The sequence below is a fragment of the Rhizobium sp. SG2393 genome, assembly GCF_042610495.1.
Taxonomy (GTDB): domain Bacteria; phylum Pseudomonadota; class Alphaproteobacteria; order Rhizobiales; family Rhizobiaceae; genus RU20A.
Map to the genome: position 1 here is coordinate 177,535 of NZ_JBHGAP010000005.1, position 23,670 is coordinate 201,204.

A 23,670-nucleotide genomic window follows, 5' to 3' on the forward strand; every position below is an offset into this window, starting at 1 on the left:
CCCAGGCGAAAGCCCATCGCGCCCGCCCCGAATTTCATGCAACTGTCATATATCCGGGGCGGCGGGGTGCTATGGAAGGGCTCTCGTTAGCCTTCCCGGATCTGCCCCATGCGTTCGACCGCCCGCCTTGCCGCCCTTCTCTGCGCCAGCACCCTCATCTTCACCGCCGCCCCTGCCCTTTCGGAAGACCTGCAATTCTCCGTCTATGGCGGCTACCAGACGGCGCCGCACAGCGGGGTGACGACGAGCGACGGCACGCATTTCACGGCCGGCTGGGAAGGCAAGTCCTTCGCCAGCCCGCCCTATTACGGTGGCCGCGCCACCTGGTGGCTGCAGTCGCTGGGCGAGCCGGACCTCGGTCTCTCGATCGATTTTTCCCATGCCAAGGTCTATGCGGGCGGCGATACCTTCGCGAAAACGCCGGGCTGGACGCATTTCGAATTCACCGACGGCCTGAACCTCCTGACGGTGAACGCCCTCTACCGCTTCACCGAGCCGGGCCGGGCCTGGACACCCTATGTCGGCCTCGGCGCCGGCATCAACATTCCGCACGTCGAAGTCACCCGCCCCTCCGGCCGCACCTTCGGCTATCAGGTGGGCGGCGCCACATTGCAGGCGCAGGCCGGCGTCTCCTACGCCATCACCGACAACTGGTCTGTTTTCACCGAGTACAAGGGCAACTACTCCTGGGTGAACGTCGATATCGACAGCGGCGCGAAGCTGAAGACGAACGTGCTGACCAATGCGGTGAATGTGGGCGTGTCCTATCATTTCTGATGGGGTGTGCCGGTGGCGTGAGCGGCTGGCATGCATGGCCTACGGGGCATTGGCCCTTTGGTTTCCAGGTCGTCCCCACACTCCGCCGTCATCCTCGGGCTTGATCCGAGGATCCACGGCCGCACACGGCGATTGCCGCATGGATGCTCGGGTCAAGCCCGAGCATGACGGGAGGGTGGGGTGGCGGCCGCACCCAAGTCGAGCGACATGCCCACGCAAAACAGAGGTGATGACCGCAGGTGTGGCGACGGGCGTACCCTCGTGGCAAATTGACGGTGAGTTGGCAGCCACGTTCATGAAGAGGGAGAGAGATTGACCTGAGTGGGAGACGAGCCGTCGCGATATCCGCCCCCTCCCCTCACCTCAATCGCAGCCGCCCCTCACACGCGACCCGCCATCGCGGCGGGCTTCGGGCCGCCATAGGCCCAGTCCAGCAGTTCCACCGTGTGGACGATCGGCACCGCCGTGCCGGTGGCGATCTGGGTGATGCAGCCGATGTTGCCGGTGGCGATCACGTCGGGCTTCGTGGCCTCGAGATTCTTCACCTTGCGGGCCTTCAGCCTATCGGAAATCTCAGACTGGAGGATGTTGTAGGTGCCCGCGGAACCGCAGCAGAGATGCCCTTCGGCGGGATCGCGCACGGTGAAACCCGCCGCCTTCAGGAGCAGTTTCGGCGCCAGTGTGATCTTCTGGCCGTGCTGCATGGAGCAGGCGGAGTGGTAGGTGACCGTCAGCTTGCGGGGCTCCTGGCGGGGCAGGTCGAGCGTTGCGAGGTATTCGGTGATGTCTTTCGCAAGTCCGGAGATGCGCGCCGCTTTTTCCGCATAGGCGGGATCGAGCCGCAGCATGTGGCCGTAGTCCTTGATCGTCGTGCCGCAGCCCGACGCGGTGATCAGGATGGCGTCGAGCCCGCCGCGCTCGATCTCGCGGGTCCACACATCGACGTTGCGCCGGGCGCTCGCCAGCGCTTCCTCTTCCCGCCCCATGTGGTGGACGAGCGAGCCGCAGCAGCCCTCGCCCTCGGGAATGACGACCTCGATGCCGATGCGGGCGAGGAGGCGCAGTGTGGCCTCGTTGATCTCCGGCTTCAGCACCGGCTGGGCGCAGCCCGAGAGGATGGCGACACGGCCGCGCCTTTCGGCCGTCGCGAGCCGCGTGCCGGGAACCGCGGAGGCGGACGGCGCCGGCACGCGGCCGGGCGCGAGATCCAGCATGTTGCCCAGTGGCCGCGTGGCGGCAAAGCGCTTCAAGAGACCGGCAAAGGGGCGGCCAAGGCTTGCGGCCTTCAGCGCCAGCCGAAAACGCGCCGGATGCGGCAGCACGAAGGCGAGCAGCGCCCGCGTCAGGCGATCCGGCAGCGGCCGCGTGTAGGTCTTTTCGATATGGACGCGGGCGTGATCGACGAGATGCATATAATCGACGCCCGACGGACAGGTGGTCGTGCAGGAGAGGCACGAGAGGCAGCGGTCGATATGCGTGACCGTCTCCTTGTCGGCGGCACGGCCGTTTTCCAGCATGTCCTTGATGAGGTAGATGCGCCCGCGCGGACTGTCGAGCTCGTCGCCGAGCGTCACATAGGTCGGACAGGTGGCCGTGCAAAAGCCGCAATGCACGCAGCGCCGCAGGATCTTTTCGGACTCGGCCACATGCGGATCGGCAAGCTGCGCGGGGGAGAAACTGGTCTGCATCAGGCAGCCTTTCCGGAAAAGATGCCCGCGGGATCGATCGACGCGCGGATGCGGGTGGTGAGGGCTTCGAGGGCGGGGGAGACGGGGTGTTCGGCGGGCGTTGCCGAAAGCGAAGCAGCGTCGGCGCGGATGAGGGTGGCGTGGGCGGTGCCGGGGAGTTTTTCGGCGTAGCCGCGCACCAACGCCGCCTCGGGTCCGGCCTCCATGCGCATCCAGACGAGGCCGCCCTGCCAGTCGTAGAAGCAGTCGATGCCGGCCTGCAGGCGCAGCGCGGCGATGAGGCGCTGACCTTCCATGGGGGCGGCGGAGACGCGCCAGAGGGCGCGCGTCGTGCCGTCGGCATAGGGTTTCGCATCGCGGATCTCCTGCCAGAGGGCGATGGTCGCGTCGCGGTCGAGGCGGGTGACGGGGGCGAAGGGCGCCATGGCGGCGGTAAGCTTTTCGAGGCGCACCGCGACGGAGGCGGCAAGACCTTCGAGGCGGAGCACGGTGGCGGCGCCTTCGGGAAGATGTCCGCCGAGGAAGCGGCCGCGCACGCTTTCGGGCAGGTGGGCGGCACCGGAAACCTCGACGGGCAGGCTCATGGCAGCCGCCATGGCGCGGGCGGCGGCTTCGTCGTCGAGGCCGGAAAGCACGATGGTCGCGGCGGTTTCCGGCACGGGCAGCAGGCGGAAGGTGACTTCGCTCATCAGCGCCAGCGTGCCGCGCGAGCCGGCCATCAGCTTGACGAGGTCGAGGCCGGTGACGTTCTTCATGACGCGGCCGCCGGACTTCACCGCTTCGCCGCTGCCGTTGACGAAGCGGACGCCGAGCAGGCTGTCGCGCGCCGCGCCCGCCACGAAACGGCGGGGTCCTGATGCATTTGTGGCGAAGACGCCGCCGATGGTCGGCTCGCCCGCCGTGCCCAGAACGGGGCGGAGATCATGGGGCTCGAAGGCGAGCATCTGCCGGTGGGCGGCCAGAGCGGCCTCGATTTCCGCAAGGGGCGTGCCGGCGCGCGCGGTCATGGTCATTTCGGCCGGCTCGTAGGCGGTGATGCCGGTGAGGCCGGACGTGGAGAGAATGGTGGCGCCTTCGCCCGCGACGCGCATGCTGCGGGTGCCGCCGCCACGGATGGCAAGCGCGCGGCCGTCGGCGGCCGCAGCGCGGATCATCTCGGCGGCTTCGGCCTCGCTCGTGGGGTTCAGCATATCGGGCATGGAGAGATCCGGGGTTCGGGCCGCGGTTCAGCGGCCGTTGAGAAGGAGCGAACGGATGCGGGCCGGTTAGGAGGCGGTGGCGAGACGGGGTGAGTCTACTCGCTTTGCGGCGGCGGATGAGGGCCGGCCGTCGAGCGGGAAGACCTTCGACGGGTTCATGATCCAGTCCGGGTCGAAGGCGGCGCGCACGGCCATCTGCTGGTTGAGATCGACCGCGGCGAACTGGTGGCGCATCAGGTCGCGCTTCTCGATGCCCACGCCATGCTCGCCGGTGAGGCAGCCGCCGGCATCGACGCAGAGCTTGAGGATATCGTTGCCGGCCGCTTCGGCGCGGGCGGCGTCTTCGGGGTCATTGGCGTTGAAGAGGATGAGCGGGTGCATATTGCCGTCGCCGGCGTGGAAGACATTGGCGACGCGCAGGCCGTAGCCGGCGACGATCTCGGCGGTCTTTTCGAGCACGTAGGGCAGCTTGCCGAGCGGCACGGTGCCATCCATGCAGATATAATCGGAGATACGGCCCGTGGCGCCGAAGGCGGATTTGCGGCCCTTCCAGATCAGGGCCGCCTCGGTTGCCGACTGGCATTCGCGGATGGTGGAGACGCCGTGGCGGCGGGCGATCTCGATGATGGCGGCGAGCATGGCGTCCATCTCGGCCTCGGAGCCCTCGACCTCGACGATCAGGAGAGCCTCGACATCGAGCGGATAGCCGGCCTTGGCGAAGGCCTCGCAGATCTCGATCGCCGGCTTGTCCATGAACTCGATGGCGACGGGGATGATGCCGGTGCCGATGACCTCGGCCACGCAGGCGCCGGCCTCGACCGACGACGGGAAGCCGAAGAGCACGGGGCGCGCGCCCTCGGGCTTGGCGATCAGGCGGACGGTCGCTTCGGTGACGATGCCGAGCTGGCCTTCGGAGCCGCAGACGAGACCGAGCAGATCGAGGCCGGCCGCATCCAGCGCCTTGCCGCCGAGCTCGATGACGGTGCCGTCGAAGAGCACCATGGTCACGCCCAGCAGATTGTTGGTGGTGACGCCGTATTTCAGGCAGTGGGCGCCGCCTGAGTTCATGCCGATGTTGCCGCCGATGGTGCAGGCGAGCTGCGAGCTCGGGTCCGGGGCGTAGAAGAAACCGTCGGCGGAGACCGCCTCGGAAATCGAGAGATTGGTGACGCCGGCCTGAACGGTGGCGGTGCGGTTCGGCAGGTCCACTTCCAGGATGCGGTTGAGTTTGGAGAGGCCGATGACGACGGCATCTTCCTGCGGGATGGCGCCGCCGGAGAGCGAGGTGCCGGCGCCGCGCGGCACGACGGGAATGCCGTAGCGGCTGCAATATTTGAGCAGCGCCGAAACCTGCGCGGTGGTTTCCGGCAGGGCGACGGCGAGCGGCAGGCGGCGGTAGGAGACGAAGGCGTCCGTTTCGAAGGGCACAAGGCCGCGCGCGTCGCTGATCAGGCAGCCCTTGGGCAGGAGATCGGCGAGATCGGAGACGATGACGGCGCGGCGGTCGAGGACGGCGCGGCGCGGCTCGAGAAAGGCGATCGGCTGGTGCATGGTTGTCCTCCCTGAAACCGCCATCGTCGTCAGCGGAACGTCAGCCCCAAGCCTAGCGGATGTGGCAGGCGCGGTCACTGGTCATTTTTCTTTACCACTTGGACCATGCCTTTGCCACTGCACCAAGGTCGGCGAAAATGCTAAGAACTTTTGCCGTTAGGGAATAAATGGAGCGGGCATGACGCATCTGGAAGACCTCGACATTTTCGCCCGCGTCGTTTCCACCGGCTCCATGTCGGCGGCGGGGCGGGCGCTGGGGCTGTCGCCGGCGGTGATCTCCAAGCGCATCAAGCGGCTGGAGGACCGGCTGGGAACGCGGCTTTTGCAGCGCACGACCCGGCAGATCTCGCTGACGGAGGCGGGCGAAGGCTTTCACGCGCGCATCCGCTCCGTGCTCGGCGCCATCGAGGAGGCGGAGGCCTTCGTCTCAGGCCGGTCCGGACAGGCGCAGGGCACGCTGAAGATTTCGGCGCCGACCTCCTTCGGCCGCCAGCATATCGCCCCGCATCTCGTGCCCTTCATGCGGGCGCATCCGGAGCTGACGATCAACCTGATGCTCTCGGACGATTTCACCGACATCGTCGCCGGCGGCTTCGATCTCGCGGTCCGGATCGGTGACCTCTCCGATTCGAGCCTTGTCGCCAGACGGCTGGCGCCGGTGCGCCGCCTGCTCTGCGCGGCACCGGCCTATCTCGAAAAACACGGCATGCCCGAAAGGATCGAGGATCTCGCCCGCCACATCCTGCTGCCGGCCCACAATCACGATGCGTGGAGGCTGGAGGGACCGGACGGGGCCATCACCTACCGGCCGGAAGGACCGCTCACCACCAATTCCTCCGAGGTGATCCGCGAGGCGGTGATCTCCGGGCTCGGGATCGCGCTGCGCTCCACCTGGGATATCGGCCGGGAGCTGAAGGAGGGCCGGCTGGTGCAGGTGCTGCCGGCCTATGAGGGATCAAAGACCCTGGCGCTCTCGGCGGTTTATCCGAGCCGGCAGTTCCTGCCGGTCAAGGTCAGGCTGTTCATCGATTATCTCGCGGGGCTTTACGGGCCGGTGCCCTACTGGGAGGGGTGACGCCCGGATCCGTCATCAGGCATCGCCATGCTCCTTGTCTTCCTCGGCATGGCGGTTGCGGATGCGGCGCACGATCAGCCAGACGCCGATGACGGCGACGGGCACGAAGGCGCCCGTCAGCACGCCGGGATCGATGGGCACGAGATCGTGGCCGATCGCCTTGGCGAGATAGCCGAAGAGGCCGACGACGTAATAGGAGATGGCGGCGACCGACAGGCCTTCGACGGTCTGCTGCAGGCGAAGCTGCAGGCGGGCGCGGCGGTCCATGGAGGAGAGCAGCGTCGCGTTCTGCCGCTCCAGTTCCACATCCACCCAGCTTCTGAGTAGCGCGGTGGCGCGAGCGAGCTTGCGCGAGAGATTGGCCTGCTGTTCCTCGATGGACTGGCAGGTGCGCATGGCGGGTGCAAGACGCCGTTCAAGGAAGGTGCCGAGCGTTTCGTAGCCTGGCACGCCGGTCTCGCCGAGCGCGCGGATGCGCTCCTGCACGATGCCGTAATAGGCGCGGCTGGCGCCGAAGCGGTAGAGGCTGAGGGCGGCGCCCGCTTCCAGTTCGGCGGCGAGGCGGGTGATTTCGGACAGTTGCCGGTCGGCGGTTTCGCGTACGCCGCCCTTCATGTGCTGGGTAATTGCCGTCAGGCCGTTTTCGATGCGGCGCACATCCGGCCAGAGCGACTGGGCCAGCGGCAGGCCCATCATGGCGAGCGTGCGATAGGTTTCGATGTCGAGCAGGCGCTGGACGAGCGCGCCGCGTCCGGCCTCCGTCAGGGAGCGGTCGATGACGAGGATCTGCGTCATACCGTCACCGTTCTGGCGAAAATCGGTGACGACGAGGGCCTGCCCGTTCTTGGCCTCGCTGAAGCAGAGGCTGGTCTGGTCGAACTGGGCGATCGCCTCGCGGGTCTCCTCGCTGTCCGGGCGCACTTCGAGGCGGATGGCCGAGATCAGCGTGCCCGGCGGCGGAAAGCCGTCGCCGAAGGGATGCTGCGTGACATCGGCGCCGAACTTTTCCGGCACGGGGCCGTCCCAGAAATAGGTGGAGAATTCCGTGTGGCGCTCCCAGCGCAGCGTTCCGGGCCCCCAGCTCATGGCGTGGTGATTGGCCTCGCGCGCCGGCGGCGAGACGCCGCGCGAGCGCGACAGCTCGGCCATCACCGCCTGATCGACCGAGGAACCGCCTTCCGTCAGAAAGGCGAGCTGCAGGATTACACGCGGCGAGCCGACCAGCACATAGGGCCGCGAATGGATCTCCCCGAGCGCCTGGGCCCGCGCCGTGGCGGGCGGAAATTCGAACATGCGACGTGCCATGGCGGCGCTCCCCCTTTTCCCATGACCATGGTTAGCAAGCATGGGCGAAAAAGCAAAAGCCTCATTCGCGTGCCTTGCCGATGTGACGGTTTGCGGGCTGGCTGCTTGCGACCCGCAGGGCGCGTGTGCCATCACTGGATGGCATCGAGCAGGCGGAGGAGAAGCCTTGGGCGAGACGCGGACTGATCTCTACGCGCCGATACATCACGGCCGCACGGCCGACGAAATCGTGGCCCGCATCGAGCGGCTGATCCTCGACGGGGTGCTGCGCGACGGCGACAGGCTGCCGGGCGAGCGGGATCTGGCGCGACGGCTCGACGTTTCCAGGCCGATCCTGCGCGAGGCGCTGAAGATCCTGGAAACGCGCGGTCTTCTCGTCAGCCAGCACGGCGGCGGCACCTTCGTGGCCGATATTGTCGGGCAGGTGTTTTCACAGCCGCTGATCGACCTCATCTCGCGCCACGGACAGGCGCGGCAGGACTATCTCGACTACCGGCGCGCGCTGGAGGGCATGACGGCGGCGCTGGCCGCGGAGCGGGCGACGGACGACGACCGCGCCCATCTTTCCGGTCTGATTGCCGAGATGCGGGCCGGCCATGCCGTCGATGATTACGACCGCGAACTGGAAGCCGACATCGCCTTCCACACGGCCATCGGCGAAAGCGCGCACAACATCGTGCTGCTGCACACGATGCGGGCCTGCTACAGGCTGCTGTCGGAAGGCATCCTTCTCAACCGCCGCATGGTTTTTGCAGCGCCTGGCGCGCATGACGCCCTGCTCCTGCAACACGAGGCCATCCTGGCCGGCATCCTCGCCCGCGATCCGGACAGGGCAAGGGCCGCGGCGGAAGCGCATATTGATTTCATCATCGACGCCGCACGTGCCGCCGACAGGGCCGACGATCGCGCGCGGGTCTCCTCCTTGAGACGAATCCACCGAGATGATTCGTCATCTGATTCCTGCGAAAAGTCGTAGAAATGACGCAGAAAAACAAGGACTTGACGCGTTTGCGATGCCCGCGACTTACCAAACGGGGAACCCAACCAAAATTTGTGCCTGTTTTCCGGCACTTGCACCCATGAGCCGCCGCCGCTCTGGACAGGAGGTGTGATAGACACAATTTTAGGGCCAGGCTGTGATATTGTTCTCCCACCTACCCGACAAGCAGAGCTGACAGCCTGCCGCCTTGCGCATTCCTTGAAAGGACCACCTTGAATTGAACATCCTCAACCGCCTCGTCGCCGACATGCAGCTCATGTTCCGCCGTCCCACGCGGATGCAGTATGCCGCGCTGTGCCATCGCCGGCGTGAAGGCAGCGACGCGCTTGAAATCCTGCTGATCACCAGCCGCGACACGGGGCGCTGGGTCATTCCGAAGGGATGGCCGATGGAAGGCCGCACGGCGGCGGAAGCGGCTGCGCAGGAAGCCTTCGAGGAAGCCGGCGTGAAGGGCACGGTCGAGGACGACATGATCGGCACCTATCAGTACCAGAAGGGTCTCGACCATGGCGTGAAGGTGCCCTGCGTGGTGGCCGTCCACCCTCTTCTGGTCTCGCAGATGGTCTCGAAGTTCAAGGAGAAGGGCAAGCGCCGCCTGGAATGGGTGACGCCGGAAGAGGCGGTCAACCGCGTCGAGGAACCCGAACTGAAGGCGCTGATCCGTAAATTCGCGGCAGATGCGCCGCTCGCGCCCTCGCCTGCCACGCCGAGCCGCAAATCCACGAAGGCCGCCTGAGCCATCCCCGCATCCGTCCTGCTGGCGCCTTGTGCGGCGCGCACAAACGCTGCTTTTGTCGTGCAGCGCCGATTGCGCGAGCCACATGGGCGGTGGCATAAGCCGCTGGACCTGCATGATTGTGCGGGGCATGCCGGATGCCGCTACCGTTCTTCGTTTCTGGACTGAACCACAATGGCCAAGAAAACCCGCAGCGGCGGCACATCCATCCTCGACAAGGACCTTGAGAAGTACAACCGCGTCGAAGAGGTCTCGGTGCGCGTGGCGCGTTCGCTGGTGGCGCCGGGCCTGGCCCTGATCTTCCTAGTCCTGGCCACCAGCTTCGCAGCCCTCGTGACACTCGACCGGCCGGGTGCGGTCTTTGCCATTTCCGGCGCTGCGCTTGCCGTCTACATGGCCATCAACATCGGCGCCAACGACGTGACGAACAATGTCGGCGCGGCCGTGGGATCGCGGGCCATGTCGCTCGGGACCGCGCTTGCCATCGCGGCGGTGTTCGACACGGCCGGCGCGCTGATTGCCGGCCACAGCGTCATCGATACGATCGCGACGGGCATCGTCGATCCGGAACGCATGCCGAGCGACCTTGCCTATGCCAAGGTGATGATCGCGGCGCTGCTGTCGGCGGCCCTCGTCGTCAACATCGCCACCTGGGCCAGCGCGCCGGTTTCCACCACCCATGCCATCGTCGGCGGCGTGGCGGGCGCGGGGATGGTGGCGACCGGCGCATCGGCACTGCACTGGAAAAGCATTGGCGCTGTCGTCGTCAGCTGGATTACCTCTCCTCTCTTCGGCGCCTTTTTCGCCATTGGCCTTCTCGTCTTCGTGCAGTCGGCCATGCTCTACCGGGAGGACAAGATCACGGCGGCGCGGCGCTGGGTGCCTGTGCTGCTGGCCGTGATGGTCGGCACCTTCACCGCCTATCTGATGCTGGTCGGCGCCGGGCAGATGCTGAGCATCACCGGGTTCCAGGCCCTCTCGATCGGCCTGATGATCGGCGCGGCCAGCTATGGGGCGCTGCGGCCGATCATTGCGCGCGCTGCCGAAGGATTGGAGAACCGCAACCAGTCGCTTCGCAAGCTGTTTCGCCTGCCGCTCATCTTCGCGGCGGCGCTCATGTCCTTCGCGCACGGGGCCAACGACGTGTCGAACGCCGTGGGGCCGCTTTCGGGCATCATCCATGCGCTCGGCAGCGGCGTCTTCGCCAAGCCGCTGTCGACGCCTTTCTGGGTGATCGTGATCGGGGCGCTCGGCCTGTCCGTCGGGATCCTGCTCTACGGGCCGAGGCTCATCCGGGTCGTCGGCAGCGAGATCACCAAGCTCAACCCGATCCGCGCCTATTGCGTGGTCATGGCCACTGCGATCACCGTGACCTTCGCCTCCGCCCTCGGGCTTCCGGTCAGCTCCACCCATATCGCCGTGGGCGCCGTGTTCGGCGTCGGTCTCTACCGCGAATGGTCCACCACCGGCTCCAGCCAACGGCGCGCCTTCGTCACGCGCAATGCCGGCGAGCCGGAGGATGAGGGCGAGGACACGGCGATGAACGTCAACGCGTCGGAAACTCGTCGGCGCTATCTGGTGCGGCGGTCGCATCTGATGACGATCCTCGCGGCCTGGGTGATCACGGTGCCGGCCAGCGGCACGCTGTCGGCAGGGATCTACGCCCTGCTGGTCAGCAGCACCCTGCGCTGAACGACAGGAGACCTCCATGCGCGCCAATTTCCGCATGCAACGCCTCTACATCGGCGGTCCTCTCGGGCCCGGCATGGCGCAGGAGGCGAGCGCCGACCAGTTCAACTATCTCGCCAATGTGCTGCGGCTGGAGGCGGGCGCCGAACTTCTCGTCTTCAACGGCCGGGATGGCGAGTGGCGGGCGCGAGTCGATTTTCCGAGCCGCAAGAAGATCACGCTCGTCGCCCTCGAGCAGACGCGGCCGCAGCCGGAGGCCTCCGACCTCCACTATCTCTTCGCGCCGCTGAAGGTCGGCCGGCTCGACTACCTCGTGCAGAAGGCCGTGGAGATGGGCGCCGGCCGGCTCGTACCGGTCATGACGCAGCATGTGCAGGGCCGGATCGGCTCGGTCGAGAAGGTGGAAGCCAATGTGATCGAGGCGGCCGAGCAGTGCGGCATCCTGTCGATCCCGTCCGTCGAGGCGCCGCGCCGACTGACCGACGTGCTTGCCGGGTGGGATGCGAGCCGCCGGCTGATCTTCTGCGACGAGGGCGATGCCGGGCAGAACCCGTTGCCGATCCTTGCGGGGATTGCCGAGCGAAAGCTTGCCCTGCTGGTCGGGCCGGAGGGCGGATTTTCGGAAGAGGAGCGCGCCCTGCTCCGGTCCCTGCCCTTTGTGACCGCCATTCCGCTCGGGCCGCGCATCCTCAGGGCCGACACGGCCGCGGTCGCCGCGATGGCGGTTTTGCAGGCGTCGCTTGGGGACTGGAAATGAGCCTTTCAAGGTCGCAAAGCGTCATTGTTTTTTGAAACAGGCATGAAATGATTTCGCTTGCCAGCCCGACCAATCCGGTTCAAGCAGCAGCGTCCATGTCCGCGTCCGGCGCGGCCCCGATCTTGAGAAGCAGAAGACCACCATGGCCAGAGACACCACCGACCTGACGCCGGTTTCCTCCATCGGCGAGCTCGCCGAGCACATGGCGGAAGGCTCGAAGCCGAAAGAGGCCTTCCGTATCGGAACGGAGCACGAGAAATTCGTCTTCTTCAAGGCGGACCATGCGCCGGTGCCCTATGAGGGCGAAGCCGGCATCGAGACCATTCTGCGCCAGCTTCAGGAAAAGACCGGCTGGGAGCCGATCGAGGATGCCGGCAGGATCATCGGGCTTGCCGCGACCTCGGGCGGCGGCGCGATCTCGCTGGAGCCGGGCGGCCAGTTCGAACTCTCCGGCGCGCCGCTGGAGACGCTGCACCAGACCTGCAAGGAATCCAACGAGCATCTGTCCGCCGTCAAGGCGATCGCCGAGCCGCTCGGCATCGGCTTCCTCGGCATCGGCGGCAGCCCCAAATGGACCCTTGCCGAGACGCCGCGCATGCCGAAGTCGCGTTACGGGATCATGTCGCGCTACATGCCGAAGGTGGGCTCGCAGGGGCTCGACATGATGTACCGCACCTGCACCATCCAGGTGAACCTCGACTTTTCGTCGGAGGCCGACATGCGGCGCAAGATGCAGCTGTCGCTGAAGCTGCAGCCGCTGGCGACCGCCCTCTTCGCCAGCTCGCCCTTTACCGACGGCAAGCCGAACGGTCTGCAATCCTGGCGCGGCGACATCTGGCGCGACACGGACAACCAGCGCTCCGGCATGCGGGAGGGATTCTTCGCCCCGACCTTCGGCTTCGAGGACTATGCGCGCTGGGCGCTCGACGTGCCCATGTATTTCGTCGTGCGCGACGGCCAGTATCATGACTGCACGCACATCACCTTCCGCCAGTTCATGGACGGCGCGCTGAAGGGCACGCTTGCCGAGTGGCAGCCGACCATGGGCGACTGGACGAACCATCTCTCGACGCTCTTCCCCGATGTGCGGCTGAAGCGTTTCCTCGAAATGCGCGGGGCCGATGGCGGTCCCTGGCGGCGGATCTGCGCCCTGCCGGCCTTCTGGGTGGGCCTGCTCTACGACGGTGCCGCGCTCGATGCGGCCGAACAGGCGGTGAAGGACTGGACCTACGCGGATGCGCTGGCGCTGCGCGACGCCGTGCCGGCACAAGGCCTTTCGGCGACGGTGCGCGGGCGCGATCTCTGGTCGGTGGCGCGTGACATCCTCGCCATCTCCAGGCTCGGGCTCAAGAACCGCGCCCGGCTGAATGGCGAGGGCGTGGACGAGACGATCTTCCTTGCACCGCTCGACGAGATGGTGGCCCGGCGCATGACGCTCGCCGAAGAACTGCTGGCGCTCTACAACGGCCGCTGGAATGGTTCGGTCGAGCCGATCTTCGGTGAATTCCAATATTGAGCATCATTCCCTCGGGGATGACCGCCGATCCGTCACAAAAGCGGTTTTGCCACCGCCGATTTGCCCTATAGTGCGCTTCGAACCGGGTGAACCGGGCGTGACGGGGGAATCGCAATGCTGCCACTCTACGACATGATGATGCAGGCTCAGAACGGCAAGGCCATGGACATGATGGCCCGCCAGTTCGGCCTCGCGCAGGAGCAGGCGCGGCTTGCGACGGAAGCGCTGATGCCGGCCTTTTCCTCCGCGCTGAAGCGGCAGGCGACAAGCCCGATGGATTTCACGCCCCTCTTCGCGGCCATGGCGAGCGGCAATTACGCTCCCTATTTCGAGGATCTGGCGCGCGCTTTCTCGCCCCAGGGTATCGATGACGGCAATGCAGCGCTCGGCCGCCTTTTCGGCTCCAAGGAGGTGTCGCGCGCGATTGCCGCCCAGGCCGCGCAGATGACCGGGATCGGCCAGGAAATCTACAAGCAGATGCTGCCTGTGGTGGCGAGCGCGCTGATGGGCGGTTTCTTCAAGCAGATGATGGCGCCGTTCCAGCAGCCGGGACAGGCAGCGGCCGACAATCCCTACGCGGCGATGATGCGGCCCTTCATGGAGGCGGCCGGGTTCGCGCAAAAGGAGCCGCAGCCCGTCAATCCCTTCGACAACCCCTTTACCCAGGCCATGCAGGGCTTTTTCGCCATGGGCATGCCGCAGGCCGAGAAGAAGCCCGAGCCCGATCTCTTTGCCGCGAACCCCTTCGTGAAGGCCTATCAGGACTTCCTCGACAGCACCGCGAAGGCTGCTGCCACCTCGGCAGCCAAGCCCGCCGAAGCCAAGCCGGAGCCTGCGGCGGATGCCAAGGTCGGCGAGCAGATGAGCGCGTTTTTCAGCACGATGTTCGACAGTGGCATTGCCGCGCAGAAAGAATATCAGAAGCAGTTCGACGGCCTGCTGGACGCCTATCTCGGCAAGGGCAAGGGGACGGCCTGAGGCGCCCCAGGCCTTACCGCGTCCGGCGGAGAAACCGCCACCAGCGCGCCGCATAAAAAAGCCCGGTGGCCGGCTTGGGACCGGGCACCGGGCAAGAGGCAGGGTTCGTTGGCTCAAAACCCTGCGGGGATCGTCGCTGCGCCCGGCGGGGCGCAGCAAATGGTCGGACCGGCAAAACCGGTTCAGGGGCCGCGAAGGCCGCGAAGATTGTCGCCGGCACGCAGGCGCGCCGCACGCGTCAGATGGCTGCCCGTATCAGCGAAGAATGACGAGGTTGCGGCAACCCGCACGTCATCGCGTGTCAGGCCGATATCCAGCAGCTGCGATTCGCTGAGTTCGGAAAGCGCCGCGACGGCTTTTCGGTTTCGCCACAGTCGCACGAGGTTCGTCACCAGACCGACGAACTCGGCGGTGCGAAGGGCAAGACCAGGCTTGCTCGCAGCGAGATCGAGGGCGGAACGGGGCGCGGACATGGGAAAACTCCTTCGAGGGTCGCGTTGAAACAATGGCGGACGAAGCCCCGCCCGGGCGGATGGGCGGGGCCTTGACCAGAGATCGGCGGCAGCCCGGGAACGGTGGCCGCCAGCGATTTGCCTTGCTGGCTTCGCAAATCCGTATTGATCAGTCCAACGAATGTTTCTAATGATATCCATCAGTTTAACTGATGGCACCCGTTCATGTCCGCACCGCTCGATATCGACCAGCTCCAGACCTTCGTCGCCATCGCCGATACCGGCAGCTTTACCAAGGCTGCCGATCGCGTTTTCAAGACGCAATCGGCCGTTTCCATGCAGATGCGACGGCTGGAAGAGCGGGTCGGCAAGCCGCTTTTCGTCAAGGACGGGCGCGGCAACCGGCTGACGGTGGATGGCGACAAGCTGTTGAACTTTGCCCGGCGGATGATTCGCCTGAACAACGAGGCCATGGCGTCCTTCGACGACAATCGTCTGGAAGGGACGCTCAGGATCGGCACACCGGACGACTATGCCGACCGGTACATGCCCGAAATCATCATGCGCTTTGCCAAGACGCATCCCAATGTCGAGTTGAACATCGTCTGCGAGCCCTCGGTCGATCTCGCCGAAAAGCTGGCGCGCGGGGATCTCGACATTGCGCTGGTGACGCACAATCCCCGCGCCCGCGCCTCCGACGTGGTGCGGACCGAACCGCTGTGCTGGGTCAGCTCCGTCAACCACCCGCTTCCGGAAAACGCGCCGGTGCCGCTCGCGGTCGGTCGTCGCGACTGCCAGTGGCGGCAGGCGGCCTGTGCGGCGCTTGATGCATCCGGCAAGGAATACAACGTGCTCTTCACGAGCTGGTCTTCCACCGTCGTCGCGGCGGCCGTGCTTGCGGGCATGGCGGTTTCGGTGATGCCGGAATCGGCACTGCGGCCGGGGATGAAGGTTCTGTCGGTGACCGATGGCTTTCCGGCGCTGGCGCCGGTGCAGATCGGCATCATGCGGCGGCCCGGCCTTTCGCCGTCGCTGTCCAACGCGATCACCAACCATATCACCGCCTGCCTCGACAACATCACGCCGAACACGGTGAGCGACGAGATCGAGAACGACCTGAAGGGTCTGCCGCGTTATCCACGCCTGCGCCAGAGCCATATGCTGCCAGGCTGGTAGGCGCCCCACCCCGTCCGGTATGCCCAAAGAAAAACCGCGGCCGTTTGAGCAAACGACCGCGGCGACAGGCGGATGAAATCACTGGGGCTAAGACTGGAAGAAAAACCGGAAGTTGAAATGCATATCCCACCGCCCAACGCGGCGATTGGGAACCTACAGCAAGAGCCTACCCGCCAACAGGCCGGAAAGGCGCCATTTTTGGTCTTGTTGAATCCTTGCCCGCGTTAAGGTTAAACTTTCAGGCTGGTAAATTCCGCCTACCGCAAAGGTTCGATTTCACTCCCTATCTACAGTCAAAACGTGTATTATCTTCAATGTATTGAAGCTTTTGCTCAGAAAGATCCAGCACGATTCTGCCATCGATCCTGCCCTCTTCCATGCGGGCGAAAATGGCGTTGATGTTCTCCAGCCGGTCCCAGGAAAAATGCGAGGCGACCTTGCCCTCGCCGGCGAAGGCGAGCGCTTCCTCCAGATCCTGTCGCGTGCCGACGATGGAACCGCGCACGGTGATTCTCTTGAGAACGGTGTCGAAAACCGGCAGCGCCACGAAGCCCGGCGGCAGGCCGACGAGCGCCATCGTGCCCTTGGCGCGGAGGAAGCCGAAGGCCTGTTCCATGGCCTTGGGCGAGACGGCGGTGACAAGCGCGCCATGCACGCCACCCGTCGCCTTCTGCACCTGCTCGATGGCATCGGCATCGCGGCCGTTGACCACGACATCGGCGCCGAGCGCCGTCGCGAGCTTCAGCTTGTCGTCGAAGATGTCGGCTGCGACCACATGCATGCCCATGGCCTTGGCATATTGCACGGCGAGGTGGCCCAGCCCGCCGATGCCGGAGATGACCACCCATTCGCCGGGGCGGACCTCGGTTTCCTTCAGGCCCTTGTAGACGGTGACGCCGGCGCAGAGCACCGGCGCGGCCGGGCCAAAGTCGAGACTATCCGGCAGGCGGCCGACAAAGGCCGGATCGGCCAGGCCATACTGCGCGAAGGTACCGTCCAGCGAATAGCCGGTGTTCTTCTGGCTGCCGCAGAGCGTTTCCCAGCCGGTGCGGCAGGGCGAGCAGCAGCCGCAGGCCGTGTGCAGCCAGGGAACGCCGACCCTGTCACCTTCGCGGATGCCGGTGACACCGGCGCCGAGCGCGGCGACATGGCCGACGCCTTCATGGCCGGGGATGAAGGGCGGATTGGGTTTGACCGGCCAATCGCCATTGGCGGCGTGCAGATCGGTGTGGCACACACCGGTCGCGGCGTAGCGGACCAAGATCTGGCCCGGGCCCGGTGTCGGGATCGGGTATTCCTCGATCGTCAGCGGCTTGCCGAATTCGCGCACCACCGCGGCTTTCATCATCCCTGCCATCGTCGTCTCCTTCGCAGACCTGGCTGCGGGTTTCGGATGGCCGTCAGTAGCACCGCGTCACGCCGCTGCCCTTGATCGGAATCAACGCGGGGATGCGCCGCCCTCAACCCAGTGCGAGATCGAGCGCCAGATAGGCCCAGAGGCCGACGGTCAAAAGGAGGCTGGCGATGAAGGCGCGGCGGCGCCACATCACGCGGTTGCTCGTCAGGTGAATGGTGGCATGCGCGATGCGGCTGGCGACGAACAGCCAGGCGAGCACGACAGGCAGGATGGTCACGGCATCGAAAAGCTGCAGTTGGATGCAGGCGATGTGGAAGAGCACCGGCACTTCGAACTGGTTGGCGATGTTGTTCTTCGCCGCAAGACTGTCGGCGGGCTCGGCGAGATTGTCCTTGAACTGCGAGACCGACGCCTTGCCGGCGCGAACGGCCGCCACGCGCCACTTCGAAAGCAGCATGTAGACGGCGAGAACCAGCAGCACATGGGCAAACATCGGCCAGAAGAGATAGGCGGAAGACAGGACGATCACAGGCGGCAACTCCATCGGTGCGGGGCCGCAGATGTAGAGCAAGCCTGCGGCAAAGGGAAACGCCGATCCGCGCCCGGCCAAACGGAAGGCCGCGCCGGAGATCCGGCGCGGCCCTGATGGATGGTCTTTCCGACGCGAACTTACTTCTTGAGCGTCAGCGTCTCGGTGCCGGAGCCGGTCTTGCCGGTGATCGTCCAGCCGCCTTCCAGGACACCGTTGCCCTTGACCTTGTAGACCACGAGGCCGACGGCATCCTGCAGCACGTAGCCAGCCGCAAAGGCATCGTCATAGAGCATGCAGATGCCGTGCGAGGTCGTGCCGCCGGTTTCCCAGGTGATGGAGCAGGTCGTGTCGCTTTCGAGCGCAATGGTTGCCGTGCCGCTATAGGCGGAGCCGTCGAGATTGGTGCCCTCGACGTCATAGGTGCCGGCCGTGACTTCCTGCGCGAATGCGCCCGTGGTCGCGGCCAGGCTGAGTGCGGCCGCGGTCATCAATGTCTTCAGCATGAAACTTCCCTCTGCATGGCGCTCCCAACCGCGCCGGACGCGCGCATTCTTGGAATGTTAGAGCCTGCTTGCAACACCCAAAACGGGGCGGAATGACAAAGGCCGTGCTCTTGGTTAAGAGACACGGCCTTTCGATCTTCGCCAGTCGTCTGGATCAGACGGCGCCGGGGTAATTCGGGCTTTCGCGGGTGATCGTCACGTCATGGGCGTGGCTTTCGCGCAGGCCGGCGCCGGAAATGCGCACGAAGGTCGCCTTGGCCTGGAAATCCTTGATGTCCTTGCCGCCGACATAGCCCATGGAGGCCTTGAGGCCACCGGCGAGCTGGTGCAGCACGCCGCCGACCGGCCCCTTGTAGGGCACCTGGCCTTCGATGCCTTCCGGCACGAGCTTCAGCGTGTCGCGCACTTCGGCCTGGAAATAGCGGTCAGCCGAGCCGCGCGCCATGGCGCCGACGGAGCCCATGCCGCGATAGGCCTTGAAGGAGCGGCCCTGGTAGAGGAAGACCTCGCCCGGGCTTTCATCCGTGCCGGCCAGCAGCGAGCCGATCATGACGGCCGAGGCACCGGCGGCGATCGCCTTGGCGAGGTCGCCGGAGAACTTGATGCCGCCATCGGCGATGACGGGGATGTTGCTGGCCTGCGCGGCCTCGACGGAGGCCATGATGGCGGCAAGCTGGGGAACGCCGACACCGGCGACGATGCGCGTGGTGCAGATCGAGCCAGGACCGATGCCCACCTTGACGGCATCAGCACCGGCATCGATCAGCGCCTTCGTGCCATCGGCGGTGGCGACGTTGCCGGCCATAATGCGCACCGAGTTCGACAGTTTCTTGACGCGGGTGACGGCGTCCAGAACGCGCTGCGAATGGCCGTGGGCGGTATCGACGACGATGAGGTCGACGCCGGCATCGATGAGGCGTTCGGCACGTTCGAAACCGTCGTCACCCACAGAGATGGCAGCGGCGGCGCGCAGCCGGCCCTGCGCATCCTTGGAGGCGTTCGGGTTCAGCTGCGACTTTTCGATGTCCTTGACGGTGATGAGGCCGACGCAGCGCCCCTCGCCATCCACCACCAGCAGCTTTTCGATGCGGTGCGAATGCAGAAGGCGCTTGGCCTCGACCTGATCAACGTTTTCCTTGACCGTCACGAGGTTCTCGCGGGTCATGAGTTCGTAGATCTTCTGGGCAGGATTGGAGGCAAAACGCACGTCGCGGTTGGTGAGGATGCCGACGAGGCGGCCCGCCTTGCCGGAGGCGGCGTTTTCGACAACCGGGATGCCGGAGATGCCGTGGATCTTCATCAGCGACAGGGCATCGGCGAGCGTCGCATCCGGGCCGATGGTGACGGGGTTGACCACCATGCCGCTTTCGAACTTCTTGACCTGGCGGACTTCCTCGGCCTGTTCCGCCGGCGTCAGGTTGCGGTGGATGACGCCGAGGCCGCCGGCCTGGGCCATGGCGATGGCGAGGCGCCCTTCCGTCACCGTGTCCATGGCCGAGGAGAGGATCGGCAGGTTCAGCTCGAAATCATGGGCGATGCGGGTCGCGACATTCGTCTGGCCGGGCATGACTTCGGAGTGACCGGGCTGCAGGAGCACGTCGTCGAAGGTCAGGGCCTCCATGCCGGTAGCTGTCTCGATGATGCGGGCCATGCCAATATCCTTTTCACAAACGAAAAACGAAACGGTTCCGGAACGGCGGGTCGCCCGGTCGCTGGAAGCGTTTCTTGGAAGTTGGCGAGGGCACGTAACACGTCTTTGACAGGTTGGGAACTGAAAAAACCGCACGCCTGACCTGCCTTGCAAGTCGATCAAATCGGTTGACGGTCCATTAGCCCTTTATGGTGGCCTCGTTTTTAAGCTCTGCCGGTTAGGTTGTGCTCACGGTTCGGGAACAGAACCGGATAAAAGCTTTTCGAACGGGGACTAAAATGACTGCCATCAGGAAGCGGGCCCAGGCCCTCGAAACGGAGTTCGCCTACCAGCAGGAATTCATGTTCAAGGCCGAGGCGCGGCGCAATGCGCTGGTCGGCCTGTGGGCTGCCGCAACCATGCGCCGGCAGGATGCGGATGCCTACGCGCAGGAGCTGGCTCTTGCCTCTGCCGAAGGCCCGACTGCGGCCTTTGAGCGCCTGCGCTCCGATCTTGCGCTGGCCGGCGCATCCGTCAGCGACGACGAATTGCAGAGCCGCATGGCTGCCGTGCTGCGCGACGTCGCGCGCGACATGCACGATCACTGATCGCGGTCAGCGAAAGCCCGCCGCCTCGGAAGAAGCGACGGGCCCAGACGCGCGGCCGGTGCTGTCGGCCACAGCGTCGAACGCCGGGCGGCGACAGACATCATCCGTCCCGCCCGTTTGACGATCGGCCTCAGATATCGAACTGGTAGCTGGCCGGAACGAAGCGGTAGCCCTGNGCGACAGACATCATCCGTCCCGCCCGTTTGACGATCGGCCTCAGATATCGAACTGGTAGCTGGCCGGAACGAAGCGGTAGCCCTGATCCTGCTTTTCCACGAAGCCGACGGCCGGGAACGGCATGTGGTAGCCGACGAAGGGCAGACGATCGGTCGCGATCATGTCGAAAACCTTCTTGCGGGTCGCGGCGGCTGCGGCCTTGTCCATGTCGAAGCGCACTTCCCAGTCGGGACGCTGCAGCGAGAGGACGAAGTGGTTGGCCGTATCGGCCGTCAGGATCATCGCCTTGCCGTCGGATTCGATGCGGTAGACCATGTGGCCAGGCGAGTGACCGAAGGCATTCATGCCGGAGATGCCGGAGACGACCTCGCCGCCATCGCCGATGAAGGTCGCCTTTTCCGCGAGCGGCGCGAATTTGGCGAGCACGGTCTTGTGGCCGTTCTCGGCCGGCGTGCCGACGCGGGCCGCGTCCTTCCAGAAATCGTACTCGGTCTGGCCGGTCACATAGCGTGCGTTCGGGAAGGCCGGCTTGCCGCCCTCCATGAGGCCGCCGATGTGGTCGCCATGCATGTGGGTGATGACGACGACCGAGACCTTGTCGGGGGTGTAGCCCGCAGCCGCCAGGCCCTTGATCAGCTGGCCGGCGCCCGCCTCGCGGCCGCCCTCGCCCATGCCGGTATCGAAGAGAACGACTTCCGAGCCGGTGTCGACCAGCGTCGGCGAGAAGCCGTTGACGAACTTGTCGGCCGGCAGGAAATTGGCGGTCAGGAGCTCCCCGACGGCTTCGGGCGTCTGGTTGGTCCCGAAGGTTTCCTGCGGTTTTTCCGAGACGCGCTTGCCATCGGAGATCACGGTGACCTTGAAGCCGCCGAGCGGGAAGCTGTGAATGCGGGGCGCAGGCTCGGCGCCGGCAGCCGGTGCGGCGGCATTCTGGGCCGAGGCGAGCCGCGGCAGGATGGCGGGTGCGGCGAGTGCGCCGGCGGTCAGCCCGAAGAGAACGCGGCGATTGAGCGTGAAGGCGGCGGGCGTCGAAAGCGGTTCGGACATGGCAATATCCTCTTTTGCTGGTCGGCTTGCGGGTGGCGGCCGGATGGCCGGTAGTGAAAAGCCTCAAGTCATTTCCGTCGCCGCTTACGAAGGCCACGGCTGTCTGGACCATGCTGCAAGATAGGCGCACCAGCCGGAAAGACACGTCTCTCACAGCGATGTGATGGACCCTTACCAAATCTTCATCTTTGCGAGAGGACAGGTGGAGTAACGACGCTATCTATTGCCTCGACCAAGATCCCGACGGGCCGCGCCCTCCCCTTCCGGCCCCCATCCGATGCGTGCCCCATGCCAGTCTCTGCTTCAGACCTTTCCCCGTCCGAACCCGCCCCGCTCAACAGGCTGGTGCCGATCATTCTCGCCGTCGCGCTTTTCATGGAGCAGATGGACTCGACCGTGATCTCCACCTCGCTGCCGGCGATTGCGCGCGATCTCGGCGTCGGCCCCATCACGCTCAAGCTGGCGCTGACCGCCTACATGGTGTCGCTTGCCATCTTCATTCCCTTGAGCGGCTGGATGGCGGACCGTTTCGGCGCCAAGCGCGTGTTTCGCTGGGCGATCCTCGTCTTCATCGCCGGTTCCATTCTCTGCTCCGTGTCGTCGAGCCTCGTGGATTTCGTGCTGGCGCGGTTCCTGCAGGGCATGGGCGGGGCGATGATGACGCCTGTGGCGCGCCTGGTGCTGGTGCGCGGCACCGACCGGCGCCAGCTTGTCTCCGCCATGGCGCTGCTGACCATTCCGGCCCTTGTCGGGCCGCTCGCCGGACCGCCGCTCGGCGGCTTCATCACCACCTATTTCTCCTGGCACTGGATCTTCCTCATCAACGTTCCGGTCGGGCTGATCGGCTACATCGCGTCGGGGCTCTACCTGCCGGTGATCGAGGCCGCGGCCCCGCCGCCGATCGACGTCAGGGGCTTTCTGCTGAGTGCGATCGCCGCCGCCGGCACCATGTTCGGTCTTTCGGTCGTCAGCATGCCGGCCCTTCCGCCGGTGATCGGGATCGCGGCGATTGTCATCGGCGTCGTTTGCGGCGTGCTCTACGTCTTCCACGCCCGCCGGCATCCAGCCCCCATCCTCGACCTCAAGCTCTTCCGCGACAGCGCGTTTCGCGCGGCAGCGACGGGCGGCACGCTGTTTCGCATCTCGGTCGGCGCGGTGCCCTTTCTGCTGCCGCTGATGCTGCAGGTGGGCTTCGGGCTTAATGCCTTCCAGTCGGGCATGATCACCTTCGTCGGGGCGATCGGCGCCATCACCACCAAGTTTTTCGCCCGCCGCGTGCTGGCTGCGGCGGGTTTCCGTACCACGCTGATCATCGCGGCGCTGATCGGCTCGGCCATGACCTTCGCCAACGGCCTTTTCACGCCGGCCACGCCCTATGCCGTGATGTTCTGCACGCTGCTGATCGCCGGATTTGCGCGGTCCTTCTTCTTCACCAGCGTCAATGCGCTCTCCTTCGCCGATATCGACGACCGGGACGCCAGCAAGGCGACCGCCATGAGCGCGGTGCTGCAGCAGATGAGCCTGGCGCTCGGCGTGGCCGTTGCCGGCACGATCCTCGAGCTGGAGAACCTTTTCACCGGCACGCGCCTGACGCTCGGCGATTTCCAGCTCGCCTTCATGATCATCGCCGTACTGACGCTGCTGGCCGTGATCCCCTTCGTGCGCATGGATGGCAATGCAGGGGAGCGCGTATCGGGCCATCGCAGCAGGGCGGCAAAGCTGGTCGAGGAAGCGGCGGAGTGAAAGCAGGCGGCCGCGGGCAGTCGCCCGGCCGTTCATCGACGCCGTTTCGTCGCTGACAGCCTTCGTGGCACCTTTTCCCCAAACGGAAACGTCCGGTCACCCAGGCGAGTGACCGGACGTTTGCCCTTGTCTGCATTGACCTGCGAGGACGGGGCCCGGTGAGCCCCGTCCGGA

General features: G+C 65.7%; 21 protein-coding genes. 11 read left to right on the forward strand and 10 right to left on the reverse strand.

Features of this window, described 5'->3' with window-relative positions; genetic code table 11:
- The first annotated feature begins 108 nt into the window (after positions 1-108).
- A complete protein-coding gene (locus ACED18_RS13510; protein ID WP_377293023.1) occupies positions 109-777 on the forward strand; it encodes an outer membrane protein in 669 nt (222 codons plus the stop codon).
- Between the two features lie 380 nt (positions 778-1,157).
- Here the strand turns inward: ACED18_RS13510 and glcF are convergent, their stop codons facing one another.
- From glcF to ACED18_RS13525, 3 genes are all read right to left on the reverse strand, one after another.
- Positions 1,158-2,465, reverse strand: coding sequence for a glycolate oxidase subunit GlcF (glcF, locus tag ACED18_RS13515; RefSeq protein WP_377293025.1), 1,308 nt, complete (start codon positions 2,463-2,465; stop codon positions 1,158-1,160).
- Positions 2,465-3,664 (reverse strand): FAD-binding protein, encoded by a 1,200-nt coding sequence (locus ACED18_RS13520; RefSeq protein WP_377293027.1) that lies wholly within the window; start codon positions 3,662-3,664, stop codon positions 2,465-2,467. The genes glcF and ACED18_RS13520 overlap by 1 nt, the downstream gene beginning before the upstream one ends.
- Positions 3,665-3,730: 66 nt before the next feature.
- Positions 3,731-5,215: an FAD-linked oxidase C-terminal domain-containing protein gene (locus ACED18_RS13525; RefSeq protein ID WP_377293029.1), complete on the reverse strand. Its 1,485-nt coding sequence runs from the start codon at positions 5,213-5,215 to the stop codon at positions 3,731-3,733.
- Between the two features lie 178 nt (positions 5,216-5,393).
- Here ACED18_RS13525 and ACED18_RS13530 point away from each other — a divergent pair, with 178 nt between their 5' ends.
- Positions 5,394-6,290 carry a LysR family transcriptional regulator gene (locus ACED18_RS13530; protein WP_377293031.1) on the forward strand — a complete coding sequence of 299 codons (897 nt, stop codon included), beginning with the start codon at positions 5,394-5,396 and terminating at the stop codon, positions 6,288-6,290.
- A 15-nt stretch (positions 6,291-6,305) separates the two neighbouring features.
- On the opposite strand, the gene ACED18_RS13535 is transcribed toward ACED18_RS13530, so the two are convergent.
- Positions 6,306-7,595, reverse strand: coding sequence for a DUF3422 family protein (locus ACED18_RS13535; protein ID WP_377293033.1), 1,290 nt, complete (start codon positions 7,593-7,595; stop codon positions 6,306-6,308).
- A 166-nt stretch (positions 7,596-7,761) separates the two neighbouring features.
- Between ACED18_RS13535 and ACED18_RS13540 the strand changes: the two genes are divergently transcribed.
- The 6 genes from ACED18_RS13540 (at position 7,762) to ACED18_RS13565 (ending at position 14,271) form a co-directional block, all read left to right on the forward strand.
- On the forward strand, positions 7,762-8,571 hold the full coding sequence (locus ACED18_RS13540) for a FadR/GntR family transcriptional regulator (protein ID WP_377293035.1): 810 nt from the start codon (positions 7,762-7,764) through the stop codon (positions 8,569-8,571).
- Between the two features lie 241 nt (positions 8,572-8,812).
- Positions 8,813-9,331, forward strand: a complete 519-nt coding sequence (locus tag ACED18_RS13545; protein WP_377293037.1) for an NUDIX hydrolase — start codon at positions 8,813-8,815, stop codon at positions 9,329-9,331.
- A 174-nt stretch (positions 9,332-9,505) separates the two neighbouring features.
- Complete coding sequence (locus tag ACED18_RS13550; RefSeq protein WP_377293039.1) at positions 9,506-11,023, forward strand: inorganic phosphate transporter; 1,518 nt, start codon at positions 9,506-9,508, stop codon at positions 11,021-11,023.
- 16 nt (positions 11,024-11,039) lie between these two features.
- Positions 11,040-11,777, forward strand: coding sequence for a 16S rRNA (uracil(1498)-N(3))-methyltransferase (locus tag ACED18_RS13555; RefSeq protein WP_377293041.1), 738 nt, complete (start codon positions 11,040-11,042; stop codon positions 11,775-11,777).
- A gap of 142 nt (positions 11,778-11,919) precedes the next feature.
- Positions 11,920-13,293, forward strand: coding sequence for a glutamate--cysteine ligase (locus tag ACED18_RS13560; RefSeq protein ID WP_377293043.1), 1,374 nt, complete (start codon positions 11,920-11,922; stop codon positions 13,291-13,293).
- Positions 13,294-13,407: 114 nt separating this feature from the next.
- The gene (locus ACED18_RS13565) at positions 13,408-14,271 is read left to right on the forward strand and encodes a DUF937 domain-containing protein (protein ID WP_377293045.1); all 864 of its coding nucleotides are present in this window, start codon (positions 13,408-13,410) and stop codon (positions 14,269-14,271) included.
- Between the two features lie 182 nt (positions 14,272-14,453).
- Here ACED18_RS13565 and ACED18_RS13570 read toward each other — a convergent pair whose 3' ends face one another.
- On the reverse strand, positions 14,454-14,744 hold the full coding sequence (locus ACED18_RS13570; RefSeq protein ID WP_377293047.1) for a DUF1127 domain-containing protein: 291 nt from the start codon (positions 14,742-14,744) through the stop codon (positions 14,454-14,456).
- A gap of 204 nt (positions 14,745-14,948) precedes the next feature.
- Here ACED18_RS13570 and ACED18_RS13575 point away from each other — a divergent pair, with 204 nt between their 5' ends.
- Positions 14,949-15,899, forward strand: a complete 951-nt coding sequence (locus ACED18_RS13575) for a LysR substrate-binding domain-containing protein (RefSeq protein WP_377293049.1) — start codon at positions 14,949-14,951, stop codon at positions 15,897-15,899.
- A 283-nt stretch (positions 15,900-16,182) separates the two neighbouring features.
- Here ACED18_RS13575 and adhP read toward each other — a convergent pair whose 3' ends face one another.
- The 4 genes from adhP to guaB form a co-directional block, all read right to left on the reverse strand.
- The gene (gene adhP / locus ACED18_RS13580) at positions 16,183-17,256 is read right to left on the reverse strand and encodes an alcohol dehydrogenase AdhP (protein ID WP_377293051.1); all 1,074 of its coding nucleotides are present in this window, start codon (positions 17,254-17,256) and stop codon (positions 16,183-16,185) included.
- Between the two features lie 103 nt (positions 17,257-17,359).
- Complete coding sequence (locus tag ACED18_RS13585; protein WP_377293053.1) at positions 17,360-17,785, reverse strand: MAPEG family protein; 426 nt, start codon at positions 17,783-17,785, stop codon at positions 17,360-17,362.
- Positions 17,786-17,925: 140 nt separating this feature from the next.
- Positions 17,926-18,291: a hypothetical protein gene (locus ACED18_RS13590; RefSeq protein ID WP_377293055.1), complete on the reverse strand. Its 366-nt coding sequence runs from the start codon at positions 18,289-18,291 to the stop codon at positions 17,926-17,928.
- Between the two features lie 154 nt (positions 18,292-18,445).
- Positions 18,446-19,942 carry an IMP dehydrogenase gene (gene guaB, locus ACED18_RS13595; protein WP_377293057.1) on the reverse strand — a complete coding sequence of 499 codons (1,497 nt, stop codon included), beginning with the start codon at positions 19,940-19,942 and terminating at the stop codon, positions 18,446-18,448.
- A 278-nt stretch (positions 19,943-20,220) separates the two neighbouring features.
- On the opposite strand from guaB, the gene ACED18_RS13600 reads away from it, so the two are divergent.
- Positions 20,221-20,529, forward strand: a complete 309-nt coding sequence (locus ACED18_RS13600) for an ATPase inhibitor subunit zeta (RefSeq protein ID WP_377293059.1) — start codon at positions 20,221-20,223, stop codon at positions 20,527-20,529.
- Positions 20,530-20,745: 216 nt separating this feature from the next.
- Here the strand turns inward: ACED18_RS13600 and ACED18_RS13605 are convergent, their stop codons facing one another.
- Positions 20,746-21,753 carry an MBL fold metallo-hydrolase gene (locus ACED18_RS13605; RefSeq protein WP_377293061.1) on the reverse strand — a complete coding sequence of 336 codons (1,008 nt, stop codon included), beginning with the start codon at positions 21,751-21,753 and terminating at the stop codon, positions 20,746-20,748.
- A gap of 288 nt (positions 21,754-22,041) precedes the next feature.
- Here ACED18_RS13605 and ACED18_RS13610 point away from each other — a divergent pair, with 288 nt between their 5' ends.
- On the forward strand, positions 22,042-23,496 hold the full coding sequence (locus ACED18_RS13610) for a DHA2 family efflux MFS transporter permease subunit (protein ID WP_377293063.1): 1,455 nt from the start codon (positions 22,042-22,044) through the stop codon (positions 23,494-23,496).
- Positions 23,497-23,670: the final 174 nt, after the last annotated feature.